Below are 25,679 nucleotides of genomic sequence, written 5' to 3' on the forward strand. Positions count from 1 at the left end.
CAGGGCCGTCGCGTGGCGCAGGCCCGGAATTATACGCTCGCCGCTGGCGAAGGAATGGCGATGACTCGCCAGTCATCGCCAACCGCGCGAATTTCGGTGATTTTGAGTTCAGGCGCATCCTTCATTTGCGCGAGCGGCCAATCCAGCAGCGGCCGCGCAGACGAACCTAAAAACTTGCCCGCGATGAAAATCTGGAATTCGTCGACCAGCCCTTGCTGAGCGAAAGCCCCGGCCAGACGCGGTCCCGCTTCGACCAGTACTTCGTTGACCCCACGGGCGGCGAGTTCAACCAGCAGTTTGCGCAGGTCGACCAAGCCATCTTCGCCCGCCACGATCAGGCATTCCGGACCGTTGGCGTATTGCTCTTCGATCGCCATGCACGTGGCGACCAATGCAGGCCCGGCCTTGAAGAACGGTGCATCCAGCGGCACGCGCAGGCGGCCGTCGATCAGCACGCGAAGCGGCGGACGGCTCATGGCCAGGGCGGTTTGCTCAGGATCCAGGCCCAGTTCATCAGCACGCACAGTGAGACGGGCGTTGTCTGCCAGCACCGTGTCGGCGCCGGTCAGCACCACGCTGGCCTGGGCGCGCAGACGTTGTACCGCCGAACGCGCCGCAGGACCGGTGATCCATTGGCTCTCACCGCTTTCCATCGCCGTACGGCCGTCGAGGCTCATGGCCAACTTGACCCGCACGAACGGCACGCCGTGCTCCATGCGCTTGAGGAAACCCTCATTAAGCTTGCGCGCTTCGCCTTCCAGCACGCCGCTTTCGGTAGCGATGCCGGCCTGGGCCAGGCGCTGCATGCCACGACCGGCAACCGACGGGTTCGGGTCTTGCATCGCCGCGACCACCCGAGCCACACCGGCATGTACCAGCGCATCGGCACAAGGCGGCGTACGTCCGTGGTGGCTGCAAGGTTCGAGGGTCACGTAAGCGGTGGCGCCTCGAGCCTTTTCGCCGGCGGCGCGCAGGGCGTGGACTTCGGCGTGGGGCTCGCCGGTGCGCACGTGCCAGCCTTCGCCGACAATCTGCCCGTCCCGCACGATCACACAGCCCACCCGAGGGTTGGGGTGGGTCGTGTAATGACCTTTGCGCGCCAGTTCCAGGGCACGGGCCATGTAATGGGCGTCGAGGATGGCTTGTTCGGCAGAGGTGGTCATTCTTTCACCGGCTCACGGGCCAGGCGATCGATCTCTTCGCGGAACTCGTTGAGGTCCTGGAAGCGTCGATACACGGAGGCGAAACGAATGTAGGCGACTTCGTCGAGCTTTTGCAGCTCGGCCATCACCAGTTCACCGACGACAAGGGATTTAACCTCTCGCTCACCGGTGGCGCGCAGTTTGTGTTTGATGTGCACCAACGACGATTCCAGGCGCTCGACACTCACCGGGCGCTTCTCCAGCGCACGCTGCATGCCGGCGCGGAGTTTTTCTTCGTCGAACGGCTGGCGGCTGCCGTCGGTTTTGATCAGGCGCGGCAACACCAGTTCGGCCGTCTCGAACGTCGTGAAACGCTCGCCGCAGGCCAGGCATTCACGCCGGCGGCGTACCTGTTCGCCCTCGGCGACCAGACGCGAGTCGATGACCTTGGTGTCGTTGGCACCGCAGAAGGGACAGTGCATGGTGGCAGGCAACAAAAAAAGGGAGGGCCATGGTAGCGCATCCCCGTGGCAAGACAAGCCATAGGGTTTGCGGTATACAGACGGGCTATAGAGCTAGATCCATGGATTTCACCTTGCTGGAGCCGAAAATGTCCCTAAGACCGCTCGTTTTGCTCAGTCTTTTCAGCCTGCTGGTGGCCTGCAGCAGCGATGCGCCCAAGCCCCAGCCGCCGACGCCAGGCCCCGCGCCGCAACAGGCACAGAAGAAAGCCAGGGAATCGGCCAACCTCGGCCCGCTGCCCGCGTATCAGCGTGAATTGAGCGGCACCCTGCAAGGCGTGCCGGCCGGCGCCGAAGTCGAACTGGCGCTGCTGGTGGTCGATGACAAGGACCGTCCGCAACAATTGCTGGCCAGTTCCAGCCTGATCGGCACCAACCAGATTCTGCCGTTTCACCTGCGCTTCAACCCGGAATCCTTCCCAGTCGGTGCCCGCGTTGAACTGCGTGGCCGCGCCAGCCAGTCCGGCCAGCTGATTTTGCATCTGCCGTCGCAGGTCATCAGCCAGCCAACGACGCAAGTGCTGGGTCAGCTGCAATTCGTCAAAGCGCCATGATTGCACCGCTCGACCTACAACAGGCGTTGGGTGAGTTGCTCGGTGACGCACAGCTGGTTGCCTGTGAATTGCCGGACACCGACCTGAAGCTTTGGCTGATCGACGGCGACAACATGGACCGCGCGTTCAGCCCGGAAGAAACCCGGCGGATTCTGCATGAGCCGCCTTATTGGAGTTTCTGCTGGGCCAGCGGCCTGGCGGTCGCCCGCCATCTCGCCGAATTCCCTGAGTGGGTCAAAGGCAAACGGGTGCTGGATTTCGGTGCTGGTTCCGGGGTGGCGGGGATTGCGGCAGTCAGGGCCGGAGCGCTGGAAGTGGTGGCCTGTGACCTCGACCCGCTGGCGATTGCCGCCTGTCGGGCGAATGCCGAACTCAATGACGTACACCTCAACTATTCGACGGATTTTTTCGCCGAGGCGGATCGGTTTGATCTGATTCTGGTGGCAGACGTGCTGTACGACCGGGCGAATCTGCCGTTGCTCGATGAATTCTTGAGTCGCGGCCAGGAAGCCTTAGTGGCCGATTCACGCGTGAGGGATTTTCGCCACCCGTTGTATCAACGCATAGAGATGCTGGAAGCGATGACCTTGCCGGATCTGGCCGAGCCCGAAGAGTTTCGGCATGTGAGCCTCTACCACGCCACCCGAGCTTGATCGTTCCCACGCTCTGCGTGGGAATGCAGCCCGGGACGCTCCGCGTCCCTTCGTACGGCGTGACGCAGAGCGTCACAAGAGGCATTCCCACGCGGAGCATGGGAACGATCAGTGTTACGGCTTTCAGCAGCCCCTCGCGAAGCTTTATAGTGAGCCCATTCACGCTTCCAAGAGATCCCCCATGAGTCAGGAAACGCCGTATATCTTCGACGCCACGACTGCCGATTTCGAGCAGTCGGTGATCGAGAACTCTTTCCACAAACCGGTGCTGGTGGATTTCTGGGCCGAATGGTGTGCGCCGTGCAAGGCCTTGATGCCGATGCTGCAAACCATCGCCGAGAGCTATCAGGGCGAGTTGCTGCTGGCCAAGGTCAACTGCGACGTCGAGCCGGACATCGTGTCGCGCTTCGGCATTCGCAGCCTGCCGACGGTGGTGCTGTTCAAGGACGGTCAGCCGGTGGATGGTTTCGCCGGTGCACAACCGGAATCCGCCGTGCGCGCCATGCTCGAACCTCACGTGCAAATGCCACCACCGGCTGCTGGCGATCCGTTTGAGCAAGCTCAGGCGCTGTTTGATGACAACCGCTTTGCCGACGCCGAAGCCACACTGAAAGTGCTGCTGGGCGAAGACAACACCAACGCAAAGGCTCTGATTCTCTACGCCCGCTGCCTCACCGAACGTGGCGAGCTGGGCGAAGCGCAAATCGTGCTCGATGCGGTCACGAGCGATGAGCACAAGGCCGCCCTGGCCGGCGCCAAGGCGCAGATCCAGTTCCTCGGTCAGGCCAAGGACCTGCCGGATGCGGCAGACCTGAAAGCGCGTCTGGCAAAAAATCCGCAGGACGATGAAGCGGTTTATCAACTGGCGATCCAGCAACTGGCTCGTCAGCAGTACGACGCGGCGCTGGATGCGTTGCTCAAGCTGTTCGTGCGCAATCGCAGCTACAGCGAAGGCTTGCCGCACAAGACCTTGCTGCAGGTGTTCGAACTGCTGGGCAACGATCACCCGCTGGTGACCACCTACCGCCGCAAGTTGTTTGCTGCGCTGTACTAAGTAACCTTGTAGGAGCACGGCTTGCCGGCGATGGCGATCTCAGGGACGCCATCGCAAGCAAGCTGTGCTCCTACGCTGGCTCTTGCCAGCTGTAGAGCGGCGTATCCCCGCCGCTCGTCACCTTCACATCCGAGCAGTGGCGCAAACGCACCAGCAAGCGTTTGCCCGACGCCGCGCTGCCGGTCAGTCCTTCCAACTGATCCAGCAAATCCGGCCCGCTCAATTGCCCGGCCTTGCGCAGTAAATCCTTGGTGATCTGCCACAGCGCATCATCCTGATTGATCGGTTTTGCCGGCGCTGCACAGGCCTCCGGTTTCACCACCTGCAACTGCGCACCGAGCCGTGCCCAGTCACCGTCATCCATCTCCAGCGTCAAATCCACCGGCCAGTCGCCGATGCTTCCGCGTATACGCAACATAAGTCTGCTCCTGCACATTTCTGACTTGCATGCTCCCATGGGACTTGTGCAACGCCAAGCAGGCGGTCAAACTCTCGGCGCTTACGTTATAAGATTACATAACAAACTCTTCATTTTACTTTTCGGAGACCCGCCATGCGCCGTCTGCTTCTCGCTCTGCCGTTTGCCCTGTTGCCGCTGGCCGTCGCCCACGCCGCTGATGAACATGACCATGAGCACGGCAGCCTCAGCGCCCACGAACATGGTGTCGGGCGCCTGAACGCAGCGCTGGACGGTCAGACCCTGGAGCTGGAACTGGAAAGCCCGGCGATGAACCTGGTGGGTTTCGAACACGCCGCCACCACTGACGCCGACAAAGCCAAAGTCGCCGCGGTTCGTGCGCAGCTAGAGAAACCGCTGGTGCTGTTCAACCTGCCGAAAGCCGCCGGTTGCGTGGTTGCGACTCAGGAACTGGAAAGCCCGTTGTTCGGTGACAAGCCGGATGCCGATGATGATCACGACGAAGCGGGCAAGGACGAGCATCACCACGACCACAGCGAAATCCACGCTCATTATCAATTCAGCTGCTCGGCACCCGGCGCACTGAAAAACCTGGACCTGGCGAACATCTTCAACACCTTCCCGGCGACCCAGAAGATTCAGGTACAACTGATCAGCCCGAGCGGGCAGCAAGGGGTAGAAGTGACGGCCAAGGCTGCCGCCCTGAAATTCTGACACTCTCACAGAAATTGGCTCACATGACCCAAGCACTCATCGAACTGTCCGACCTGGGCTTCAGCTGGCCCGGTCATCCGCCGCTGCTGGATATCCCGGCGTTTCGCCTTATGCCAGGCGAAACCCTGTTCCTCAAAGGCCCCAGTGGCAGCGGCAAGACCACCCTGCTCGGTCTGCTCGGCGGTGTGCAGAAGCCTGATCGCGGCAGCATCCGATTGCTGGGCAAGGAGCTGACCGAACTCTCGGCCGGCGCTCGCGACCGCTTCCGGGTCGATCACACCGGCTACATCTTCCAGCAGTTCAACTTGCTGCCATTTCTTTCGGTACGCGAGAACGTCGAGCTGCCCTGCCACTTCTCCAAACTGCGTGCCGAACGGGCGAAACAGCGCCACGGCAGCGTCGACCAGGCGGCGGCCACCCTGCTCGCCCACTTGGGTCTGAAGGATGAAAGCATCCTCAGTCGCCGCGCCGATTCGCTGTCCATCGGCCAACAGCAACGGGTAGCCGCTGCGCGCGCGTTGATCGGTCAGCCTGAATTGGTGATCGCCGACGAACCGACCTCGGCCCTGGATTACGACGCCCGCGAGAACTTCCTTCGCTTGCTGTTCGCCGAATGCCGCGAAGCCGGATCGAGCCTGCTGTTCGTCAGCCATGACCAAAGCCTGGCACCGCTGTTCGATCGCCACCTGTCGCTGGCCGATCTCAATCGCGCCGCCACACCGTCCGAGGTCTGAGATGTATTTGTTTCGTCTAGCCATGGCCAGCCTGGCTAACCGCCGCTTCACCGCGATCCTCACCGCGTTCGCCATTGCCCTGTCGGTCTGCCTGCTGTTGGCCGTAGAACGAGTGCGCACCGAAGCCAAGGCCAGTTTCGCCAGCACCATCAGCGGCACCGACCTGATTGTCGGCGCACGTTCCGGTTCGGTGAACCTGCTGCTGTACTCGGTGTTCCGCATCGGCAACGCCACCAACAACATGCGTTGGGACAGCTTCGAGCACTTCGCCAACAACCCGAAAGTGAAGTGGGCAATCCCTATGTCCCTCGGCGATTCCCATCGCGGTTATCGGGTGATGGGCACCACCGAGGCGTACTTCGAGCATTACCAATACGGTCATCAGCAACACCTGGAACTGGCCGACGGCCGTGCGTTCGCCACCGACCCGTTTGAAGTGGTACTCGGCGCCGAAGTGGCCGATGCGCTGCACTACAAACTCGGCGACAAACTGGTGCTGGCCCACGGCGTGGCAGTGATCAGCCTGGTCAAGCACGACGACAAACCGTTCACCGTGGTCGGCATTCTCAAACGCACCGGCACCCCGGTGGACCGCACGTTACACATCAGCCTCGGTGGGATGGAAGCGATTCACATCGACTGGCACAACGGCGTGCCGGCGCGCGGCAACGGTCGGATCACTGCCGATCAGGCACGCAACATGGACCTGACGCCGCAAGCGATCACCGCGTTCATGCTCGGCCTCAACAGCAAGATTTCGACCTTCGCGCTACAGCGTGAGATCAATGAGTTTCGGGGTGAGCCGATGCTGGCGATCCTGCCGGGCGTGGCGCTGCAAGAGCTCTGGAGTTTGATGAGCACGGCGGAAAAAGCCTTGTTCGTGGTGTCGCTGTTCGTGGTGCTGACCGGGTTGATCGGCATGCTCACGGCGATCCTCACCAGTCTCAACGAGCGCCGTCGGGAGATGGCGATTCTGCGCTCGGTGGGTGCCCGACCGTGGCACATCGCAACCTTGCTGGTGCTGGAGGCATTTGCCCTGGCACTGTCGGGGGTGATTGCCGGTGTGGCGCTGCTGTATGTGGGCATCGCGGCGGCTCAAGGCTATGTTCAGGCGAATTACGGCTTGTATCTACCGCTCGCCTGGCCGAGCGAATATGAATGGACGCTGCTCGGTGGCATCCTGATCGCCGCGCTGCTGATGGGCAGCGTGCCGGCCTGGCGCGCGTATCGCCAATCTTTGGCCGATGGCCTGTCGATCCGTTTATGAGGACGTTGAACATGCCCCGTGCTGTGCTTGCGCTGTTGATGCTGGTCGCCTTGCCCCTGTGGGCGGCCGAGCCGAAAGACCTGACCTGGTCGGAAATGATCCCGCCAGACGCCGCACCGGAAGTGCCGAACATGACGCCGCTGCACGACCTGTCGCAGATGGGCAACGCGTTGGCCGCCGAATCGGCGCCTGCGGCCAAGCAAGACATGCCGAACGCACCGGTGGTGAAAAGCCTCGACGGTCAGAACATTCGGCTGCCGGGCTACATCGTGCCGCTGGAAGTGAGTGAAGAAGGTCGCACCACCGAGTTTCTGCTGGTGCCTTATTTCGGCGCCTGCATCCACGTGCCGCCACCGCCGTCGAACCAGATCGTGCACGTCAAAAGCGAGGTGGGTGTGAAGCTTGATGAGTTGTATCAGCCGTACTGGATCGAGGGTGCATTGCAGGTTAAAGCGTCGACCAGCGAGTTGGCGGATACCGGGTATCAGATGCAGGCTGACAAGATTTATGTGTATGAATTGCCGGAGTGAATCCTGACAGGACGCCTTCGCGGGCAAGCCTCGCTCCTACAGGTTCAGCGTTGTCTTTGTAGGAGCGAGGCTTGCCCGCGAAAAGGCCATCAGCCACAGTACAAAAATCAGGGCCATCACTGTTTCATTGAGCTGAGTCAACAGACCGTATCAGACGCCTCCGTACCATTGGACATCGAATATTTTTAACGTCCTTTGGAGCCCTCCATGCACAAGTCCTTGCTCAGCGCTTCGCTGTTTGCCCTCGCGCTCGCAGCACCGTTAGCCTACGCCCACGAAGCCGGCGATATCATCGTTCGTGCCGGTGCAATCACCGTCAACCCGAAAGCCGACAGCTCCAGCGTCAAGGTTGATCAAGGTCCGCTGAAGGGTGCCGATCTGGGCGGCAAGGCCACCATGAGCAGCGACACGCAACTGGGTCTGAACTTCGCTTACATGCTCAACAGCCACTGGGGGATCGAGCTGCTGGCGGCCTCGCCGTTCGAGCATGACGTGAAGCTCAAAGGCACCGCCCTCGGCGCGGCCAATGGCAAACTCGGTACGCTGAAACACCTGCCACCGACGCTGAGCATTGTGTACTACCCACTGGACGCGAAGTCCGCGTTCCAGCCGTATGTCGGCGCCGGTATCAACTACACCTGGATCTACGATGAGCACGTTGGCAGCGAAGCCAGCGCCAACGGCTTCAGCAACTTCAAGGCGGATAACTCCTGGGGCATGGCGTTCCAGGTCGGCGCCGACTACATGCTGACCGACAGCATCATGATCAACGCCCAGGTGCGCTACATCGACATCGACACCACCGCGACCGTGCAAAATAACGCAGTGGCACAGGGCACTCGCGCCAAGGTCGATGTGGACGTAGACCCGTTCATCTACATGGTTGGCCTGGGTTACAAATTCTAAAATTGCCGCACAAAAAAGGCGCCTCAAAAGGCGCCTTTTTTGATCGTTCCCACGCTCCGCGTGGGAATGCAGCCCGGGACGCTCCGCGTCACAACGATGATCAGCGCCCCAACAACCGCGCCAGGCCGACACGCATCGGTGTCTGCTCCGGGTAGGTAAAGCGCTCCAGCAAACGCTGATTGTTTGCTCGCGAATGGCGGATGTCACCGGAGCGCGCCGGGCCATAGCTCACCGGCGGCAATTGACCGACCACCGCTTCAAGGGCTTCAAGCATTTGCTTGAGGGTCGTGGCCTGGTTCCAGCCGACGTTCACCGCGCCGACTTCGACCTGCGGTTTCTCGATCGCTTGCACCAACAAGTCGACCAGGTCCTCGACGTAGACGAAATCGCGAGTCTGCTCACCGTCACCGAACACAGTGATCGGCAGGCCCTTCTGCGCGCGCTCGCTGAAAATGCTGATCACCCCGGAATACGGCGAGGACGGATCCTGGCGCGGGCCGAAGATGTTGAAGAAACGGAAAATCACCGGCTCCAGACCATGCTGGCGACGGTAAAAATCGAAGTAATGCTCGCTCGCCAATTTGTCCGAAGCGTAGGGCGTCAACGGTGCCTTGGGCGTGTCTTCGTCGATCGACTCGCCTTCGCCATTGTTGCCATAGACCGCTGCGCTGGACGCGTACAGCACCCGCTTGACGCCGGACTGGCGCATGGCTTCGCAGACATTCAGCGAGCCAATGAAATTGCTCTGGTGAGTCTTCACCGGATCATCCACCGACGCCTGCACCGACGCGACCGCGGCCAAGTGCGCCACAGCGCTGCATCCGACCATCGCCTGCGCGACCAGCACGGCATCGGCGACATCGCCCACGATCAGTTCGACGCGAGGATTGTCCAGCGGCAAGTTGCTGCGTTTGCCGGTGGAGAGGTCATCGAGAATGCGTACCGAATGGCCCTTGGCGAGTAAGGCATCGGTGAGGTGCGAGCCGATGAAACCGGCGCCGCCGGTGATTAAAACAGGGCCGTCAGCCATGGCGATAAAACCTATCCAGTAAGCCCGGGAGTGCCGCACGCCAGGCGCGGGGCTTGATCCCGAAAGTGTGCAGAATTTTTTTGCAGGCCAGCACCGCGTGTTGCGGCTCTTCGGCGGCGTCCGGTCGCGCGGCGTGAGCCTGGGCGGTCGGCGCTTCGATGGCCAGCGGATGCAGAGCACGTGCTTCGGTGAGGATCGCCTGCCCAAGTGCCAGCGGCGTGGTCGCCTCATGCCCGGCGTAATGGTAGGTGCCCCACAGCGGCGCCGAGCAATCGAGTTGTTTGAGGACCGAGATGATCACCCGGGCGGCGTCATCCACCGGCGTCGGATTGCCCCGACGGTCGTCGGCCATCAGCAATTCTTCAGGCAGTTCGGCGCGGCCGAGGAAACGCCCGAGGGTGCCGTCGGGACTGTCATCCAACAGCCAGCCGAATCGCAGCAACACGTGTTGCGGGCAGGTGGCGCGCACGCTTTGTTCGATCCGCCACAAGGCCTGACCGCGCAGGCCCAAAGGCACCGGTTCGTCTTTTTCGCTGTAGGCCGTCGCCCGGGAGCCGTCGAACACTCGATAGCTCGACGGTTGCAGCAGCACGATGTTGTGATGCTGGCACAGTTCGGCCAGACGCTCGATCGCCCGCTCCTGCCCGGCCAGACGCTGTTCGCTGACCGTCTCCGCCTGAAACCAGTCGAAGTAATAGGCGAGGTTGATCAACGCGTCTGGACGGGTGTCGTCGAGCAGTTGCGTCAGGGTCGCGGCGTCCCAGCCGTCTTGCGGTGGGCGGGGGGCGAGGAAGCCGATGTCTTCCTCCGCACCGAGGCGAATCAGCGCCTGCCCAAGGGCATTTCCGCCGCCCAGTAACATAAGGCGCATTCGCATAGAGTCAGCAGGCCCAGTCTGATTGAAACAATGGCTTTATCGACACCGCTCGCGGGCGATGCCGTCGATAGTTGCCGGAATCGTTGCATTTTGCGGGTTTAGTGCGCAACCGTCATCCGTAAAGTGTAGATACCTGAGAACGGCGGCGCCTGTTCCGGCCCCTTCGCGAGCAAGCCCGCTCCCACAAGGGATCTGCTGCGTACACAAATCCACTGTAGGAGCTGAGCTTGCTCGCGAAGGGGCCCTAATGACCACCAGAGGGCTTGAGCGGTACTTGCAACTTCTCCGACTCGCCCGCATAAATCAGAACATGAATCTGCCAATCCCGACGGACAGCGCCCTGGCTGGCTTTCACCCCGCCGTCAGCGCCTGGTTCAGCAGCACCTTCCCGACGGTCACCGCCGCCCAGGCCCGGGCGTGGCCGTTGATCCGCCAGCACCGTTCGACACTGGTCGCCGCACCCACGGGCTCTGGCAAGACCCTCACCGCGTTCCTCGCGGTCATCGATGACCTGGTCCACCGCGCAATGGCCAACGACGGCCGTCTGCCGGATGAAACCCTGGTGGTCTACGTTTCGCCGCTAAAGGCCCTGTCCAACGACATCCAGATCAACCTGCAAGACCCGCTGGCCGGCATCACCAAGCAGTTACGCGAGATGGGCCTGCCGCAATTGCAGATCAACACCGCCGTGCGCACCGGCGACACACCGCAAAAAGACCGCTCGGCGATGCGCAAAACCGCGCCGCATATCCTGGTGACCACCCCGGAATCCCTTTACGTGCTGCTCGGTTCCGACTCCGGCCGACAAATGCTCAGTACCGCCCGCACGGTGATCGTCGACGAAATTCACGCGATCGCCGCCAGCAAACGCGGCAGTCACCTGGCCCTGAGCCTCGAGCGACTGCAAGCGTTATGCGCGCAACCGCTGATGCGGATCGGCCTGTCTGCCACGCAAAAACCCATCGAAGCCGTCTCGCAGTTTCTGGTGGGCCGTGATCGAGCGTGCGAAATCATCGATATCGGCCACGCCCGCCCACGGGATCTGGACATCGAAGTGCCGCCCGTGCCGTTGTCGGCGGTGATGGCCAACGACATCTGGGAACTGGTCTACGACCGCCTCGCCGCCCTCGCCCGCGAACACCGCACCACGCTGATTTTCGTCAACACCCGACGCCTCGCCGAACGCCTGAGCCGTCACTTGAGCGAACGCCTCGGCAAGGAGGCGGTGGCCGCCCACCACGGCAGTCTGGCCAAGGAGTTTCGTCTCGACGCCGAACAGCGGCTCAAGCGCGGCGAGCTGCAGGTGCTGATTGCCACGGCGTCCCTGGAACTGGGGATCGATATCGGCGATGTCGACCTGGTCTGCCAGATTGCCTCGCCGCGTTCGATTGCCGGGTTTCTGCAACGGGTCGGCCGCTCCGGGCACCAGGTCGGCGGCACGCCCAAGGGCCGTTTGTTCGCCACCACCCGCGACGACCTGATCGAGTGCGCCGCCCTGCTCGACTGCGTGCGGCGTGGCGAACTCGACACCTTGCTGATCCCCAAGGCACCGTTGGATGTACTCGCGCAACAAATCATCGCCGAGGTCAGTTGCCAGGAATGGCAGGAGCAGGCGCTGCTGGAGATGTTCCGCAACGCCTCGCCCTACAGCGAGCTCGACGAAAAACACTATCAAGCGCTGCTGCAGATGCTCGCCGAAGGCTACAACGGTCGCTTGGGCATCCGCAGCGCTTACCTGCACCGCGACGCCGTGACCCGCACCTTGCGCGGTCGTCGGGGCGCCAAACTGACGGCCGTGACCAGCGGCGGGACGATCCCGGACAACGCCGACTACAGCGTTTTACTCGAACCCCAAGGGCTGAACATCGGCAGCGTCAACGAAGACTTTGCTGTGGAAAGCATCGCCGGGGATGTCTTCCAACTGGGCAACACCTCCTACCGGATTCTGCGGGTCGAAACCGGCAAGGTCCGGGTCGAAGACGCTCAGGGCCAACCGCCGACCATTCCATTCTGGCTCGGCGAAGCGCCGGGGCGCAGTGCTGAACTGTCGTTTGCCGTGGCCCGCCTGCAAGCGCAACTCGATGAGCTGCTCGGCGCCACGCCCGGTCACTTGCAGCCCGCGACCGACTGGCTGACCGACACCCTCGGTCTGAACCTCGCCAGCGCGGAACAATTGGTCGATTACCTGGCCCGTGCGCGCCTGACGTTGGGCGCCCTGCCGTCACAAGACACGCTGCTGATGGAGCGGTTTTTCGACGAGTCCGGCGGCACGCAATTGATCATTCACACGCCGTTCGGGAGCCGCATCAACCGTGCCTGGGGTCTGGCCTTGCGCAAGCGTTTCTGCCGCACCTTCAACTTCGAATTGCAGGCTGCCGCCAGCGAAGACGCCATCGTCCTGTCGCTGTCCGCCAGCCACAGTTTTGAACTCGATGACGTCTGGCGCTATTTGCACAGCAACAGCGCCGAGCACAGCCTGATTCAAGCCGTGCTCGATGCGCCACTGTTCGGTGTGCGCTGGCGCTGGAATGCCGGGGTCGCTTTGGCGCTGCCGCGCTACAGTGGCGGACGCAAAGTCCCGCCGCAGATCCAGCGGATGAAAAGCGAAGACCTGATCGCCACTGTGTTTCCCGATCAGATTGCCTGCGTGGAAAACCTCGCTGGCGAACGGGAAATTCCCGACCATCCACTGGTAGAACAAACCCTCGACGACTGTCTGCACGAAGCCATGGACAGCGAAGGCTGGCTGGCGTTGTTGCGGCGCATGGAACGTGGCGACATCCGCCTGATCAGCCGCGACCTGCCGGCGCCCTCGCCGCTGGCAGCAGAAATTCTCAGTGCTCGGCCCTACACCTTTCTCGACGATGCGCCGCTGGAAGAGCGCCGCACTCAAGCAGTGCTCAACCGCCGCTGGAGCGATCCGCAGTCCACCGACGATCTCGGCGCGCTGGATGCGGACGCGATTCAAGCCGTGCGCGAGGAAGCCTGGCCAGCGCCGATTGGCATCGATGAAATGCATGAAGCGTTGATGAGCCTCGCGTGCATCACCGACGTCGAGGCCCAGGCCCATCCAGACTGGCTCGATTGGCTGAACGCCCTGGCCGACAGCGGTCGCGCCAGCCGCTTGCAAGTCAATGCAGGGCAAGCGCTGTGGTTGGCACTGGAGCGGCTCACCTGCCTGCGGGCGATTTATCCACAAGCGATTTTGCAGCCACCACTGGAGGCGTTGCCCGGGTTCGATGAAGTCTGGGCACCGGACGAAGCGGTGCTGGAAGTGATTCGTGCACGGCTCAGCGCGTTCGGTCCGTTGCCGCTGAACGCGATTGCCGAACCACTCGGTTTGCCGGCGACTCAAGTCACCCAGGCGTTGGCGCAACTGGAACGCGAAGGCTATGTGCTGCGCGGTCAATTCACGCCTGGCACGGCTGAAGAAGAATGGTGCGAACGGCATTTGCTGGCGCGGATTCACCGCTACACCGTCAAGCGTCTGCGGCGGGAAATCGAGCCCGTGGCGTTGCAGGATTTCATGCGTTTCCTGTTCGACTGGCAGCACCTGTCTGCCGCAACCCAAGGTCAGGGCAACGCAGTGTTGCCCGCGATAGTCGGTCAGTTCGAAGGCTACCCCGCCGCTGCTTCGGCCTGGGACAGCGATATTTTTCCGGCGCGGATCAAAGACTATTCGGCAAGTTGGCTGGATGACCTGTGCCGCAGCGGCAAACTGGTCTGGACTCGCCTGACCGCACGCAACAAGAGCACCAGCACGGCGCTGCGCAGCACGCCGATTCTGCTATTGCCGCGCAGTCAGGTCGGGTTGTGGAGCGGGTTGACCGAGCAGACGCCAGTCAGCGAACTATCACCCAAGACGCAAAAGGTTTACGAAGCCCTGAGCCAACACGGCGCGCTGTTTTTCGATGAGCTGATTCACGAAGCTCATCTGCTGCGCTCTGAACTGGAAATCGCCTTGCAGGAATTGGTCGGCGCCGGGTTGGTGAATGCCGACAGCTTCGCCGGTCTGCGAGCACTGATTACTCCAGCCAGCAAACGCCAGAATCGCAGCAGCCGACGCGGGCGCGGAGCGTTTGTTGGCGGGATGGACGATGCCGGGCGCTGGGCCTTGCTGCGACGCGGGGCGCAAGCTCCGGTTGTGGATAACAAACGTCCGGCACCGACACCGACCGACATCCTTGAACATATCGCCATGACCTTGCTCCGGCGCTACGGCGTAGTGTTCTGGCGCTTGCTGGAACGTGAAGCGGATTGGCTGCCGAGCTGGCGGGAATTGCTGCGCACTTTCCATCGGCTGGAAGCTCGCGGCGAAATTCGCGGCGGGCGGTTTGTCAGTGGTTTGGCCGGTGAACAGTTTGCGTTGCCCGAGGCCATTCCATTACTGCGCGAGGTGCGGCGACGGCCGCATGACGGGAGTTTGATTGCTGTGTGCGGGGTTGATCCGCTGAACCTCGCCGGGACGCTTTTACCGGGTGCAAAAGTACCGGCATTGGCGAGTAATCGATTGGTGTATCGCGATGGTCTGCCAGCCGCTGCCGAGATTGCCGGCAAGCAGCATTTCTGGTTAGAGCTGGATCAGCAATCGACTATCGAGCTACACAACAAACTGATCCGGCACTGATCGTTCCCACGCTCCGCGTGGGAATGCAGCCCGGGACGCTCCGCGTCCCAAGAGCGGACGCAGAGCGTCCGTTGAGGCATTCCCACGCGGAGCATGGGAACGATCAGCGGTGTGAGGCTATTGAGTTCTCGGCTGATCCGGCAGGAACACCGATGAATGCTCCGATGCAAGTCCATCGTTTTGCAGCGACTCAGTTGGCTCTTGCTGTAACTGCCGCTAAGCCAGTCATGGATTAATTTCACTCGCTGATCCATCGGGGACTCTCGATTCCAGGGCATGGTCAGTACCTCCTGACCATGATTGATACCTGTAAACCATGTCCCCGGTCTCAAACGTAAAGGATGTCCCCGGTTTTTACCCACCCCAACCCTCTCCCCAGTGGGGAGAGGGGGAAAGGGAGCAGATCTCCATGGCTTTCCGGACCTGAGTTCGACTCCGAATATTCAGGTCGCAGTATTTCGAAAGACACGTCGGTCAGTCCCCTCGCCCCTTTGGGGCGGTCCGACGTTTCGGGAGGGTTAGGGTAGCTTTTGATCTTTGCTCACAACGCAAATATCAAATGCCCATCCCTGTATTTTTCCGCATAACCCAAACCCGGACACTGCGCTCCATCAATCAATCCACCGGAGTTGCAGCCATGCCCATTGCCTTGCTCGCGCTGACCCTCAGCGCCTTCGCCATCGGGACGACCGAGTTCGTCATCGTTGGCCTGTTACCCACCATTGGCGCCGACCTCGGCGTCAGCCTGCCGTCCGCCGGCCTGTTGGTCAGCCTTTACGCATTGGGCGTTGCCATTGGCGCCCCGGTGCTGACCGCCCTCACCGGCAAAGTCCCGCGCAAAATGCTGCTGTTGTCGCTGATGGTGCTGTTCACCCTCGGCAACCTGCTGGCCTGGAAAGCGCCAAGCTACGAATCGCTGATCATTGCGCGGATCGTCACCGGTCTGGCCCACGGGGTGTTTTTCTCGATTGGCTCGACCATCGCCACCAGCCTCGTGCCAAAGGAAAAAGCCGCCAGCGCGATCGCCATCATGTTCACCGGCCTGACCGTGGCACTGGTCACCGGCGTGCCACTGGGGACGTTCATTGGTCAGCATTTCGGCTGGCGCGAAACCTTCCTCGCGGTGTCTGCGCTGGGTGTGATCGCGTTCATCGGCAGCCTGCTTTACGTGCCGAAAAACATTGCCCACAGCAAACCGGCTTCACTGTTGCAGCAATTGCAGGTGCTTAAGCAGCCGCGTTTGTTGCTGGTGTACGCCATGACCGCAGTCGGTTACGGCGGCTCGTTCATTGCGTTCACCTTCCTGGCACCGATTCTTCAGGACATTTCCGGCTTCAGCGCCAGCACCGTCAGCCTGGTGCTGCTGGTCTACGGTATCTCGGTGGCCGTCGGTAACATCTGGGGCGGCAAACTGGCGGACAAACGCGGCCCGATCAGCGCCCTGAAAATCATCTTCGCCCTGCTCGCGGCGGTGTTGTTCGTTCTGACCTTTACCGCTGGCAACCCATGGCTGGCCCTGGCCACCGTGCTGGTCTGGGGTGCGGTTGCGTTCGGCAACGTGCCGGGGCTGCAGGTTTATGTAGTGCGTCAGGCCGAACATCACACCCCGCATGCGGTGGATGTGGCGTCGGGCCTGAACATCGCCGCGTTCAACCTCGGCATCGCCGGTGGCGCGTGGGGTGGCGGCTTGATCGTTGCTCACATGGGGCTGATCCACACCGCATGGATTGGTGGGCTGGTGGTGCTGGTCGCGTTGGCCCTGACCATGTGGAGCGGTCGTCTTGATCGGTTGGGTCCGGTGTATGCAGAGAGCTCGACGCGCATTGTCGCCGGTCACTGATTGCTTTTGTAGGAGCAAGGCTTGCCCGCGATGACGGCGCCACATTCAATGTTGATGTGACTGATAAACCGACGTTGACCGTCCGTAGTCCCGTCGAAACTTTCTCGCCCGCCCCGCAGTCATCAGAAGACAGGGCAGTCCGAGAACCATTAGACGGGAGGCGACATGGCGGCGATCCATATCGGTATTTCAGGCTGGCGCTACACGCCCTGGCGGGGGGATTTCTACCCAAAGGGGCTGACCCACAAGCGCGAATTGCAATTCGCCTCACGGGCGGTCAACAGCATCGAAATCAATGGATCGTTTTACGCCCTGCAACGGCCCGAACGTTATGCCCAGTGGTACGCCGAAACCCCGAGGGGCTTCGTTTTCAGCGTCAAGGCCCCGCGCTTTATCACCCACATCAGGCGACTGCGGGACGTCCATAAACCCCTGGCGAATTTCTTTGCGTCCGGGGTGCTGGAACTCAAAGAAAAACTCGGCCCGATCCTTTGGCAATTCCCGCCCAATTTCAAATTCGATGCCGAGCTGTTCGAGACCTTTCTGGAGCAGTTGCCCCACAACACCGAAGAGGCCGCCGCCCTCGCCCGCCAGCATGATTCGCACGTGAACGGTCACGCCAGCATGAAGGCCTACGGGAAAAAGCCGTTGCGCCATGCCGTAGAAATCAGAAACGAGAGCTTCATCGACCCCGCCTTCATCCGCCTGCTCAAACGCCACAATGCTGCGCTGGTTATCGCCGACACCGCCGGTAAATGGCCGTACCGCGAAGACCTCACCAGCGACTTCGTTTACCTGCGCCTGCACGGTGCCGAAGAACTCTATGCCAGCGGTTACACCCCCGAGGCGCTGAAACGCTGGGGTGACCGGATCGAGGCCTGGTACCACGGCCAGCAACCGCCCGACCCGCAGCTGATCGCGCCCCGGCAAAAGCCCAAGGCGCGCAAGTCCCGTGAGGTGTTTTGCTACTTCGACAACGACATCAAAGTCCGCGCGCCCTTCGATGCCCGCCGCTTGCTGGAGCGTTTTCATCTGGATAAAGACCTCGCCACCCGTCCCGGTGAACTGGCCGCCGAAGGAGTGCTGTCATGAGCATTTCGGAACCGGTCGGCACCACCGACGAACAGCAACCCATCATCACCTCCGTGCGTCGCTTTACCGTGCTGACGGTCAACACGCACAAGGGGTTCACCGCGCTCAACCGGCGTTTCATCCTGCCGGAATTGCGCGAAGCGGTGCGCAGCGTGTCCGCCGACGTGGTGTTTTTGCAGGAAGTCCACGGCACCCACGAGCGTCATCCCCAGCGCTACAGCAATTGGCCGGCGATGCCGCAATACGAATTCCTCGCCGACACGCTTTGGCCGCAATTCGCCTATGGGCGCAACGCGGTCTATCCGGCGGGCGATCACGGCAATGCGCTGCTGTCGAAATTCCAGATCATTCGCCACGACAACCTCGACGTGTCCATCAGCGGTCACGAGAACCGCGGCATCCTGCATTGCGTGCTGCGCCTGCCCGGTGACGGCCAGGAAGTGCATGCCATTTGCGTGCATCTGGGCCTTCGCGAAACCCACCGCACCGAACAACTCAAGTTGCTGGCCCAGCGTCTCGAAGAACTGCCCAGCGATGCCCCGGTGATCGTTGCCGGTGACTTCAACGACTGGCGCCAGCGTGCCGACGCGCTGCTCAAACCCAGCGGTCTACGGGAGGTTTTCGCCGAACTCCACGGCAAACCGGCGCGCAGTTTTCCAGCGCGATTGCCAGCGCTGCGCCTTGACCGCATCTACGTGCGCAACCTCAAGGCCAGCCAGCCGCAAGTGTTGGCCGCGCGGCCCTGGTCACACCTTTCCGACCATGCACCGCTATCGGTGGAGATCGAGCTATGAGCAGCCCATCGATGGATAAAACCAACGTGGAGCACTTATCCACAACCCCGCCGATCCGAGAGCCGGGCATGGTCGACGTCGAATATGGCTGGCAAGGTAACAACCGCGTAGAGCTGCTGGAAAACGGCGAAGCGTATTTCCCTCGGGTGTTCGAGGCCATGCGTCAGGCCAAGACTGAAATCCTGCTGGAAACCTTCATTGTGTTCGAGGACAAGGTCGGCAATGAGCTGCAGGAAGTACTGATCGCTGCCGCTCAACGCGGCGTGCGAATCAGCGCCAGTCTCGATGGCTTTGGCTGCGGTGAACTGAGCACGGGTTACCTCACCACCCTGAGCGAGGCCGGCGTGCGCATCCAGATTTTCGACCCGGCGCCCAAACATCTGGGCATCCGCACCAACTGGTTCCGCCGCCTGCACCGCAAGATCGTGGTGGTCGACGGCACGATTGCGTTCATCGGCGGTATCAACTTTTCGGCCGACCATTTGGCTGACTTCGGCCCTGAGGCCAAGCAGGATTATTCCGTTGAAGTGCAAGGCCCGGCGGTGGCCGACATCCATCACTTCGCCCTGCTGCAATGCGGTCGTCCGGCGCGAGCCAAATACTGGTGGCAACGACGCAGGCAACGGCGCTCGGAGCTGGCGTTCACCGATCATGACGGCCAGGTTCGCCTGGTGTACCGCGACAACGGCGAACATCCGACCGACATCGAAGAGGTTTACCGACAGGTGCTGCGCAGTGCCCAGCGCCGGGTGGTGATCGCCAATGCCTACTTCTTTCCGGGCTATCGCCTGCTGCGCGAGATCCGCAACGCAGCCCGCCGCGGCGTCGATGTGCGGCTGATCCTGCAAGGTCAGCCCGATATGCTGGCGGCCAAACTCGCCGCGCGCATGACCTATGACTACCTGCTCAAATCCGGCGTGCAGATTTACGAATATTGCGACCGTCCGCTGCACGGCAAAGTCGCGCTGGTGGATGAGGATTGGAGCACGGTCGGTTCGAGCAACCTCGACCCGTTGAGCCTGTCCTTGAACCTGGAAGCCAATGTGTTGATCCGTGATCGCGCCTTCAACCGCGACCTGTTCGAGCGCCTCGAAGACCTGAGTAACAACCATTGCAAGGTCATGTCCGCAGACAAGTCCCCGCGTGGGCGGGTCTGGCACATGACCGTCGGTTTTCTGGTGTTTCACTTTCTGCGGCACTTCCCGGCCTGGGCCGGTTGGCTGCCGGCGCACAAACCGCGCCTGAAACCTTTTTCCCATTCCGCCGGGAGTGACACCTGATGAGCCACTCGGATACACAACCGGCGGCCCACGCCGACACCCCGCCCAAATCCCGCTGGAGCCGCTGGAAACGGCCGCTGACGATGCTGTTTTTCCTGGCGCTGATCGTGCTGTTCACGATGCTTGCCCAGCGCATCGAATGGGATGAAGTGTTCGACAACCTCGCAGATTTCAAGGTGCGCACGCTGATCATCGCGTCCGGTCTGACCTTGGTGAGTTTTCTGGTCTACGCCTGCTTCGACCTGATCGGCCGTACCTACATTCGCCAGGACCTGACGTGGAAGCAGATCCTGCCGGTGGGGATTATCAGCTATGCCTTCAACCTCAATCTGAGCGCTTGGGTCGGCGGTGTTGCCATGCGTTATCGGCTGTATTCGCGACTCGGGGTGAGCAAGGGCAACATCGCGAAAATTCTCGGGTTGAGCCTGGCGACCAACTGGTTCGGTTACATGGTGATTGCCGGTGCGGTGTTCAGCAGCGGATTGGTGCGAATGCCGCCAGGCTGGAAGCTGAGCACTGATGCGTTGCAAGGTGTGGGCGTGTTGTTGCTGCTGGTGAGCGCGGGGTATCTGGCAGCGTGTCAGTTTTCCAGGCGGCGGGAGTGGGCAATACGCGGGGTGGAAATCAACCTGCCGTCCCTGCGCATGGCAGTGCTGCAACTGGCCCTCGGGGCGCTGAACTGGTCGCTGATGGCGGCGGTGATTTTCACCTTGCTGCCGAGCAAGCTGGATTACCCACTGGTGCTTGGGGTATTGCTGATCAGCGCGATTGCCGGGGTCATCACGCACATCCCCGCCGGGCTTGGCGTGTTGGAAGCGGTATTCGTGGCGCTGCTGCAACATCAAGCGTCCCGAGGCAGCCTGGTGGCCGGATTGCTGGCCTATCGGGCGATTTATTTCATCTTGCCGCTACTGATTACCCTGGTGATGTACTTGATCGTGGAAGCCAAGGCCAAGTCGTTGCGGATCGAGAAGAAACCGAGGCATTAACAGCAATGCCAGTCAGTTAAGGAACGACACAATCCGTAGCAGCTGGCGAAGCCTGCTGCTACGGATCGCGTTTTGGCTTAACTGATTGGAATTAGGCATTAACAGCCGATGTTTTTACGATGACTGAATGATGCTCAACCGCTCGCCCACCACCATTTCAGTGATCCAGCCCACCAGGATCGAGGTGTATGCCTGTTGCGAAACAGGTTCGCTCAAGGCGTGATCGGCGCCGTCGATAATCCGATGGGTCAGCGAGTGGGTCTGCTGACACGCAGCGCGGTAACTCATGATGGTTGAGTGGGGCACATAGTCGTCGGTCTCGGACTCCACAAGCAGCACATCCCCGGTAAATTGCGAACAGGCATGCAGCGCACGATTGCTGTCGGCGCGCACTAACGTGCTGCGGTAATCACGTAAATCGAGCTTGTCCAGGTCACGTTTGGGCGTGTGCCATTGATCATCGCGATACAGCGCCGGCACCCGCAGCGCCAGCCAGCGCACCGGACGCAATGACGTCAGGATCGAGGCCAGGTAACCGCCATAACTGGTGCCGACCACGGCAATCGCCGATGTATCGAGCGCCGGGTGCGCGAGCAAGCGGTCATACGCCGCCAACAGGTCGCGCAGGTTGTCTTCGCGCGTCACTCGACTCAGCGCAATTCCCCTGCCGCCGGTGTGCCCGCGCAAGTCGAACGTCAGGCACACGCAACCCAGACCGGCGATGCCTTTCGCCCGCTCCAGGTCCCGCTCCTGACTGCCGCCCCAACCGTGCACAAAGAGCACGCCGGGGACTTTCGATTTGGGGCTGAGAAAGGTCCCGATCATCTGTTCATCGTCGATGTCGATTTGAATGGTTTCGCTTCTAGCCGTCATAGGATTTAACCGTTACGTACTTGAGGAGAAAGTCACTGTTTTGCGCCGGCCCGCGATACACCTCGATGGCGTCCGCCGGCAGCGGCTGGTCGATGTAGGTCTCGACCGAAGACACGCGAATCGCGCGCATCCCCGGGTCGTTGACGAAGCTCTGCAAGGCGGCGACTTCGGCGCTGCTGGCACCGCCCATCCGCCAGGACTGCTCGAGCACACCGCTGCGCTGTTTGCCGTTGCTGTCCACGCCTTGGGCGATGTCGTAGTTGCGCCGAGAGGCGTAGAAACCGGGATAAGCCTCATCCGCGGCACGGTCGAACACTTGCGCCTGACGGATCGCCAGCTGAACATCGTCCGGCAATTCCAGTTCGAGCAAATCGTCGTAGTGACCCCGCACAACCAGCAAGTTGGACCCTCCATAAACCTGCTCGCCCTGACCGTCTTCGGTCAAGTATTGATCACCGCAATAACTCAGCACCGTGTCGCCGATAAAGCTCTGACCGACGCTGTGGGTGATCACGTGGTCCAGGTCCTGCTCCAGCACCACGCCTTCGGTGAACAGCGCTTTGGCCTCGGGTTTGGCGAGGATGGCATCGAACTGGTCGAGGCTTTTGATCACTTCCTGACCGCGTCCGGCGCAGGCATGAATAGGCTTGATGCGAATCGGGCCGCTATAGAGCAGATGCTCCGCCGCAGGACGCGCATCGTCCATGGAAAAAACACTGAGACCGTCGAGCACCACGCTGCGCACGCGCTCGGAAAACAACGGTGACCAACCTTCCGGAGCGTAAGCATTTTTGTTGTGCAACCCGTGACTGATGGCTTTGGTGCAGATGAAATCATGGTCGACGTAACCGCCCCACAAATCCTCAGGCCCTTTGACGCCCAATTGCCGGGCAGCAGCAGCGCCAACAAGCGTCTGGGTCGGCAACAGATACAGGTCTCGACCGTTGTGCAGTTCCGGGTCGTAACTGCCACCGTATTTAAGCCCCAGTATCTGTGCCAGCCAACGCGCCAGCGCACGATTGGTTTCTACTTCGTGCAACGGAGCCTCGGGGCGCACGGAGTGGGCGACCACCAGTTTCTTGCGGTTTGCTGGGGTCATGCGTCCCCCTTCAATCTGCGCTTGATGAATGTAGTTGAAAGGGTGCAGAGATCAGGCCAAGGGGGGCCGAAGACAAACGTTTTTCAAATCAGCCAGTTACGAAAAACGTGATGGCACCCTGCCTGTTTGATTCTGCACGACAAGGGTTTCAACTCTGGCATTTTGCACGACTGACGCTCACCCCTGACTCGCTCCTACCCCAAACCGTGTCCGGTAATCACTTGGCGCCAACCCGGTAATCTTCTTGAACGTCGCCCGAAAGGCACTCGGATCCTGATAACCCACCGTCCAGGCAATGTGATCGATGGTGCCGTTGGTGAACTCCAGCATTTCCCGGGCCTTGCCGACCCGCAGGTGCTGGCAGTACTCAGTGGGTTTGAGTCCGGTTGCCGCACGAAATCGACGCAAGAACGTGCGCTCTTCCAGCCCTGCCCGCTCGGCCATCGTCGCCAGTGACACATCGGTCGCTCCGGTGGTTTGCAGCCAATGCTGGACCCTGAGAATCGAGGCGTCGCCATGGCTAAGAATGGGTGAAAAATTGCTGCCGCATTCACTCGCGCTGTCGCTGTGTTCCACCACCAAAAACCGCGCGGTACTGGTGGCGATGCTCGGCCCCAGCAGACGGTTGACCAGACGCAAGCCCAGTTCAGACCAGGCCATCAGCCCGGCGGTCGTGATCAGGTCGCCGTCGTCAACGATGGGGGTGTCGGCTTTGAGCTTGATCGCCGGGTAACGCTCGGCGAAGGCTTTGGCCGAGGTCCAGTGGGTGGTGGCGCTACGACCGTCGAGCAGGCCGCTCTCGGCCAACAGAATCGACCCCACACAAACCCCGCCTAGTGTCGCGCCATTGGCGTGTTGCTGACGCAGCCAGCGAATCAGCCCCTGCGGTGCCAGACCTTCGGAAAAACCGGCAATCGACGGCGGGATCAACACCGCCACCAACGCACCGTCCGCAGCGGGATGACTGTCGTAGACCCGCTCGGGCGCCTGATCGCCATCAACCTGCCAATGGCTGACCCGCACCAACGGCAACTGCGCCGCCTGATGCTCGGCGGCAATCCGGTTCGCCACCCCGAACAAGTCCGTCAATCCATGCACCGCCGCCATCTGCGCACCGGGATAGATCAGCACGCCCAACTCGGCGATTGGCCTTTCTGCGTCCATTGTCAGTTTTCCCCCTTCTATTGTCGGTGCGGCCAATCCTCGGACGGCCTGCCAGACCCAATACTTCATTCCACACCAACAAGCACTTCGAGGAAACAGTCATGGCCAAGCAAGCACTCATCGTAGTTGATATCCAAAACGACTACTTCCCCCAAGGCAAGTGGCCGCTGGTCGGCGCCGATGCCGCCGCGGACAACGCCGTTCGTCTGCTCAAAGCCTTCCGCGATGCGGGTGATTCGGTGGTGCACATCCGTCACGAATTCACTTCCGACGAAGCGCCCTTTTTCACTCCGGGCTCCGAGGGCGCGAAGCTGCACCCTAAAGTCCTCAATCGCGCCGACGAACCGGTCGTGCTCAAACACTTCGTCAACTCGTTCCGCGAAACCGAACTACAGTCAATCCTCGACGAGCAAGGCATCAAGGAACTGGTCGTCGTCGGCAGCATGAGCCACATGTGTGTCGACGGCATCACCCGTGCCGCCGCCGATCTTGGCTACACCGTTACGGTGATTCATGACGCCTGCGCTACCCGTGATCTGGAGTTCAACGGCGTCACCGTTCCGGCAGCCCACGTGCATGCCGCCTTCATGTCGGCCCTGGGTTTTGCCTACGCCAGCGTGGTGTCCGCCGACGAATTTCTCGCGGCCAGGCGCTAACACCCCCCTGAAACAACTCGATAAACAAAAGGCCCGCTGCGCTTTCGCGTTGCGGGCCTTTGCGTTTCCGGTCGCTAAAAATCTCACGCGTGAGCTATTGAGAGGTGTAAAAAATCACTGTAGTGTTTCTCACGCGTGAGATTTCACAACGGAGTCACCAGTATGAAAAGCCGCTCTCCATCAGGTCCGCCTGCCGAGCCTGATACCGCGAGCAGCAAGGGAGAGCGCTCGAAACCGTCTGCGAAAAAACCGTCGAGCTTCTACATGAAGCAGATGCGCGCGGGCCTGGGTGCCGCCGGTTATGTGAAACACGAGACTTGGGTGCTTCCCGAAAACCGAAGCCTGCTCAAGCAGATGGAGAAACAGCTACGCCAACCGATCCTGGCTGGCTCATTCATGTCGGAGAATTACATGAGCGCAGGTAACAACTGGAACATCGATCGCCTCTACAGCGCCCTTCAGGCCCTCGACGAAGTGGTTTCGAACGACATCACCCTCTCCCTCGTTCAAGGCTCCGAGTCCAGCATCAAGCTGGAAATGAACGATTTCGGTGGCCTGCCGATTTACATCGCCGTGGTTGGCGATCAGGTCATCGTGGATACCGTTCTGGTTGATGTCGAGTCCATCAACGACGTACCGGCATTCAACGATGCCGTTCTGCGCAGCCGGGAAATGTTCCCGCTGTCCTCGATCGGTATCGAGTCCATGCCCAACGGGCAGATCGTTTACAACATGTTCGGCGCACTGAGCTCCGACTCCAGCCTGACCAACGTCGTGACCGAGGTCAAAACCCTCGTCGACAACGTCCAGCGCGCCAGCGAAGCCTTTGAACGATTCTTCATCTAATTTTTCGGGAACAGGAAAT

At 61.1% G+C, this 25,679-nt stretch carries 24 protein-coding genes; 16 read left to right on the forward strand and 8 right to left on the reverse strand.

What is annotated here, in order from left to right; translation table 11 throughout:
- Window positions 1–29 precede the first annotated feature (29 nt).
- A complete protein-coding gene (gene ribD, locus CKW16_RS24505) occupies window positions 30–1,163 on the reverse strand; it encodes a bifunctional diaminohydroxyphosphoribosylaminopyrimidine deaminase/5-amino-6-(5-phosphoribosylamino)uracil reductase RibD (protein ID WP_095131414.1) in 1,134 nt (377 codons plus the stop codon).
- On the reverse strand, window positions 1,160–1,624 hold the full coding sequence (gene nrdR / locus CKW16_RS24510; RefSeq protein ID WP_003228656.1) for a transcriptional regulator NrdR: 465 nt from the start codon (window positions 1,622–1,624) through the stop codon (window positions 1,160–1,162). Before nrdR ends, ribD begins: the two co-directional genes overlap by 4 nt.
- 128 nt (window positions 1,625–1,752) lie before the next feature.
- On the opposite strand from nrdR, the gene CKW16_RS24515 reads away from it, so the two are divergent.
- The 3 genes from CKW16_RS24515 (at window position 1,753) to trxA (ending at window position 3,924) form a co-directional block, all read left to right on the forward strand.
- A complete protein-coding gene (locus tag CKW16_RS24515; RefSeq protein ID WP_095131487.1) occupies window positions 1,753–2,217 on the forward strand; it encodes a YbaY family lipoprotein in 465 nt (154 codons plus the stop codon).
- Entirely contained in the window at window positions 2,214–2,870 is a 657-nt protein-coding gene (locus CKW16_RS24520) for a methyltransferase (RefSeq protein WP_095131416.1), read from the forward strand. The genes CKW16_RS24515 and CKW16_RS24520 overlap by 4 nt, the downstream gene beginning before the upstream one ends.
- A 181-nt stretch (window positions 2,871–3,051) precedes the next feature.
- Entirely contained in the window at window positions 3,052–3,924 is an 873-nt protein-coding gene (trxA, locus tag CKW16_RS24525) for a thioredoxin (RefSeq protein WP_095131418.1), read from the forward strand.
- A gap of 70 nt (window positions 3,925–3,994) precedes the next feature.
- Here trxA and CKW16_RS24530 read toward each other — a convergent pair whose 3' ends face one another.
- A complete protein-coding gene (locus CKW16_RS24530) occupies window positions 3,995–4,342 on the reverse strand; it encodes a hypothetical protein (protein ID WP_095131420.1) in 348 nt (115 codons plus the stop codon).
- Between the two features lie 135 nt (window positions 4,343–4,477).
- Here CKW16_RS24530 and CKW16_RS24535 point away from each other — a divergent pair, with 135 nt between their 5' ends.
- From CKW16_RS24535 to CKW16_RS24555, 5 genes are all read left to right on the forward strand, one after another.
- Window positions 4,478–5,056, forward strand: coding sequence for a DUF2796 domain-containing protein (locus CKW16_RS24535; RefSeq protein WP_095131422.1), 579 nt, complete (start codon window positions 4,478–4,480; stop codon window positions 5,054–5,056).
- A 23-nt stretch (window positions 5,057–5,079) separates the two neighbouring features.
- Entirely contained in the window at window positions 5,080–5,790 is a 711-nt protein-coding gene (locus tag CKW16_RS24540) for an ABC transporter ATP-binding protein (RefSeq protein WP_095131424.1), read from the forward strand.
- Window position 5,791: 1 nt separating this feature from the next.
- Entirely contained in the window at window positions 5,792–7,057 is a 1,266-nt protein-coding gene (locus tag CKW16_RS24545; protein ID WP_095131426.1) for an ABC transporter permease, read from the forward strand.
- 11 nt (window positions 7,058–7,068) lie between these two features.
- Complete coding sequence (locus tag CKW16_RS24550) at window positions 7,069–7,587, forward strand: DUF3299 domain-containing protein (RefSeq protein WP_095131428.1); 519 nt, start codon at window positions 7,069–7,071, stop codon at window positions 7,585–7,587.
- A gap of 207 nt (window positions 7,588–7,794) precedes the next feature.
- The gene (locus CKW16_RS24555; RefSeq protein WP_095131430.1) at window positions 7,795–8,493 is read left to right on the forward strand and encodes an OmpW family protein; all 699 of its coding nucleotides are present in this window, start codon (window positions 7,795–7,797) and stop codon (window positions 8,491–8,493) included.
- Between the two features lie 100 nt (window positions 8,494–8,593).
- Here CKW16_RS24555 and CKW16_RS24560 read toward each other — a convergent pair whose 3' ends face one another.
- Window positions 8,594–9,523 (reverse strand): NAD-dependent epimerase/dehydratase family protein, encoded by a 930-nt coding sequence (locus tag CKW16_RS24560; protein WP_095131432.1) that lies wholly within the window; start codon window positions 9,521–9,523, stop codon window positions 8,594–8,596.
- Window positions 9,516–10,400, reverse strand: coding sequence for a sugar nucleotide-binding protein (locus tag CKW16_RS24565; protein WP_046053235.1), 885 nt, complete (start codon window positions 10,398–10,400; stop codon window positions 9,516–9,518). Before CKW16_RS24565 ends, CKW16_RS24560 begins: the two co-directional genes overlap by 8 nt.
- Before the next feature lie 310 nt (window positions 10,401–10,710).
- Between CKW16_RS24565 and CKW16_RS24570 the strand changes: the two genes are divergently transcribed.
- The 6 genes from CKW16_RS24570 to CKW16_RS24600 all read left to right on the forward strand — a co-directional run bounded on the left by CKW16_RS24570 (window position 10,711) and on the right by CKW16_RS24600 (window position 21,022).
- The gene (locus CKW16_RS24570) at window positions 10,711–15,027 is read left to right on the forward strand and encodes a DEAD/DEAH box helicase (RefSeq protein WP_095131434.1); all 4,317 of its coding nucleotides are present in this window, start codon (window positions 10,711–10,713) and stop codon (window positions 15,025–15,027) included.
- A 637-nt stretch (window positions 15,028–15,664) separates the two neighbouring features.
- Window positions 15,665–16,867 carry an MFS transporter gene (locus tag CKW16_RS24580; protein ID WP_095131438.1) on the forward strand — a complete coding sequence of 401 codons (1,203 nt, stop codon included), beginning with the start codon at window positions 15,665–15,667 and terminating at the stop codon, window positions 16,865–16,867.
- A 165-nt stretch (window positions 16,868–17,032) separates the two neighbouring features.
- Complete coding sequence (locus CKW16_RS24585) at window positions 17,033–17,959, forward strand: DUF72 domain-containing protein (protein WP_095131440.1); 927 nt, start codon at window positions 17,033–17,035, stop codon at window positions 17,957–17,959.
- On the forward strand, window positions 17,956–18,753 hold the full coding sequence (locus CKW16_RS24590; RefSeq protein ID WP_008145514.1) for an endonuclease/exonuclease/phosphatase family protein: 798 nt from the start codon (window positions 17,956–17,958) through the stop codon (window positions 18,751–18,753). The genes CKW16_RS24585 and CKW16_RS24590 overlap by 4 nt, the downstream gene beginning before the upstream one ends.
- The gene (gene clsB, locus CKW16_RS24595; protein ID WP_095131444.1) at window positions 18,750–20,033 is read left to right on the forward strand and encodes a cardiolipin synthase ClsB; all 1,284 of its coding nucleotides are present in this window, start codon (window positions 18,750–18,752) and stop codon (window positions 20,031–20,033) included. The genes CKW16_RS24590 and clsB overlap by 4 nt, the downstream gene beginning before the upstream one ends.
- Entirely contained in the window at window positions 20,033–21,022 is a 990-nt protein-coding gene (locus CKW16_RS24600; RefSeq protein ID WP_095131446.1) for a lysylphosphatidylglycerol synthase domain-containing protein, read from the forward strand. The genes clsB and CKW16_RS24600 overlap by 1 nt, the downstream gene beginning before the upstream one ends.
- A gap of 114 nt (window positions 21,023–21,136) precedes the next feature.
- Here CKW16_RS24600 and CKW16_RS24605 read toward each other — a convergent pair whose 3' ends face one another.
- The 3 genes from CKW16_RS24605 to CKW16_RS24615 form a co-directional block, all read right to left on the reverse strand.
- Window positions 21,137–21,895 carry a S9 family peptidase gene (locus CKW16_RS24605; protein ID WP_095131447.1) on the reverse strand — a complete coding sequence of 253 codons (759 nt, stop codon included), beginning with the start codon at window positions 21,893–21,895 and terminating at the stop codon, window positions 21,137–21,139.
- Window positions 21,885–22,994, reverse strand: a complete 1,110-nt coding sequence (locus tag CKW16_RS24610) for a DUF3182 family protein (protein ID WP_095131449.1) — start codon at window positions 22,992–22,994, stop codon at window positions 21,885–21,887. The genes CKW16_RS24605 and CKW16_RS24610 overlap by 11 nt, the downstream gene beginning before the upstream one ends.
- Before the next feature lie 177 nt (window positions 22,995–23,171).
- A complete protein-coding gene (locus CKW16_RS24615) occupies window positions 23,172–24,158 on the reverse strand; it encodes a GlxA family transcriptional regulator (protein ID WP_095131451.1) in 987 nt (328 codons plus the stop codon).
- Between the two features lie 101 nt (window positions 24,159–24,259).
- Here CKW16_RS24615 and CKW16_RS24620 point away from each other — a divergent pair, with 101 nt between their 5' ends.
- Both CKW16_RS24620 and CKW16_RS24625 read left to right on the forward strand, forming a co-directional pair.
- Entirely contained in the window at window positions 24,260–24,814 is a 555-nt protein-coding gene (locus CKW16_RS24620; protein ID WP_095131453.1) for a cysteine hydrolase family protein, read from the forward strand.
- A 264-nt stretch (window positions 24,815–25,078) separates the two neighbouring features.
- Window positions 25,079–25,660, forward strand: a complete 582-nt coding sequence (locus CKW16_RS24625; RefSeq protein WP_088500343.1) for a YjfI family protein — start codon at window positions 25,079–25,081, stop codon at window positions 25,658–25,660.
- Window positions 25,661–25,679 lie beyond the last annotated feature (19 nt).

Origin of the sequence: Pseudomonas sp. Irchel s3h14 (genome assembly GCF_900187425.1) — a bacterium.
Classification (GTDB): domain Bacteria; phylum Pseudomonadota; class Gammaproteobacteria; order Pseudomonadales; family Pseudomonadaceae; genus Aquipseudomonas.

Bases quoted from the DNA above. Each gene is read 5' to 3' on its own strand.
- ribD (WP_095131414.1), bottom strand. From the start codon at position 1,163: ATGACCACCTCTGCCGAACAAGCCATCCTCGACGCCCATTACATGGCC.
- nrdR (WP_003228656.1), bottom strand. From the start codon at position 1,624: ATGCACTGTCCCTTCTGCGGTGCCAACGACACCAAGGTCATCGACTCG.
- CKW16_RS24515 (WP_095131487.1), top strand. From the start codon at position 1,753: ATGTCCCTAAGACCGCTCGTTTTGCTCAGTCTTTTCAGCCTGCTGGTG.
- CKW16_RS24520 (WP_095131416.1), top strand. From the start codon at position 2,214: ATGATTGCACCGCTCGACCTACAACAGGCGTTGGGTGAGTTGCTCGGT.
- trxA (WP_095131418.1), top strand. From the start codon at position 3,052: ATGAGTCAGGAAACGCCGTATATCTTCGACGCCACGACTGCCGATTTC.
- CKW16_RS24530 (WP_095131420.1), bottom strand. From the start codon at position 4,342: ATGTTGCGTATACGCGGAAGCATCGGCGACTGGCCGGTGGATTTGACG.
- CKW16_RS24535 (WP_095131422.1), top strand. From the start codon at position 4,478: ATGCGCCGTCTGCTTCTCGCTCTGCCGTTTGCCCTGTTGCCGCTGGCC.
- CKW16_RS24540 (WP_095131424.1), top strand. From the start codon at position 5,080: ATGACCCAAGCACTCATCGAACTGTCCGACCTGGGCTTCAGCTGGCCC.
- CKW16_RS24545 (WP_095131426.1), top strand. From the start codon at position 5,792: ATGTATTTGTTTCGTCTAGCCATGGCCAGCCTGGCTAACCGCCGCTTC.
- CKW16_RS24550 (WP_095131428.1), top strand. From the start codon at position 7,069: ATGCCCCGTGCTGTGCTTGCGCTGTTGATGCTGGTCGCCTTGCCCCTG.
- CKW16_RS24555 (WP_095131430.1), top strand. From the start codon at position 7,795: ATGCACAAGTCCTTGCTCAGCGCTTCGCTGTTTGCCCTCGCGCTCGCA.
- CKW16_RS24560 (WP_095131432.1), bottom strand. From the start codon at position 9,523: ATGGCTGACGGCCCTGTTTTAATCACCGGCGGCGCCGGTTTCATCGGC.
- CKW16_RS24565 (WP_046053235.1), bottom strand. From the start codon at position 10,400: ATGCGAATGCGCCTTATGTTACTGGGCGGCGGAAATGCCCTTGGGCAG.
- CKW16_RS24570 (WP_095131434.1), top strand. From the start codon at position 10,711: ATGAATCTGCCAATCCCGACGGACAGCGCCCTGGCTGGCTTTCACCCC.
- CKW16_RS24580 (WP_095131438.1), top strand. From the start codon at position 15,665: ATGCCCATTGCCTTGCTCGCGCTGACCCTCAGCGCCTTCGCCATCGGG.
- CKW16_RS24585 (WP_095131440.1), top strand. From the start codon at position 17,033: ATGGCGGCGATCCATATCGGTATTTCAGGCTGGCGCTACACGCCCTGG.
- CKW16_RS24590 (WP_008145514.1), top strand. From the start codon at position 17,956: ATGAGCATTTCGGAACCGGTCGGCACCACCGACGAACAGCAACCCATC.
- clsB (WP_095131444.1), top strand. From the start codon at position 18,750: ATGAGCAGCCCATCGATGGATAAAACCAACGTGGAGCACTTATCCACA.
- CKW16_RS24600 (WP_095131446.1), top strand. From the start codon at position 20,033: ATGAGCCACTCGGATACACAACCGGCGGCCCACGCCGACACCCCGCCC.
- CKW16_RS24605 (WP_095131447.1), bottom strand. From the start codon at position 21,895: ATGACGGCTAGAAGCGAAACCATTCAAATCGACATCGACGATGAACAG.
- CKW16_RS24610 (WP_095131449.1), bottom strand. From the start codon at position 22,994: ATGACCCCAGCAAACCGCAAGAAACTGGTGGTCGCCCACTCCGTGCGC.
- CKW16_RS24615 (WP_095131451.1), bottom strand. From the start codon at position 24,158: ATGGACGCAGAAAGGCCAATCGCCGAGTTGGGCGTGCTGATCTATCCC.
- CKW16_RS24620 (WP_095131453.1), top strand. From the start codon at position 24,260: ATGGCCAAGCAAGCACTCATCGTAGTTGATATCCAAAACGACTACTTC.
- CKW16_RS24625 (WP_088500343.1), top strand. From the start codon at position 25,079: ATGAAGCAGATGCGCGCGGGCCTGGGTGCCGCCGGTTATGTGAAACAC.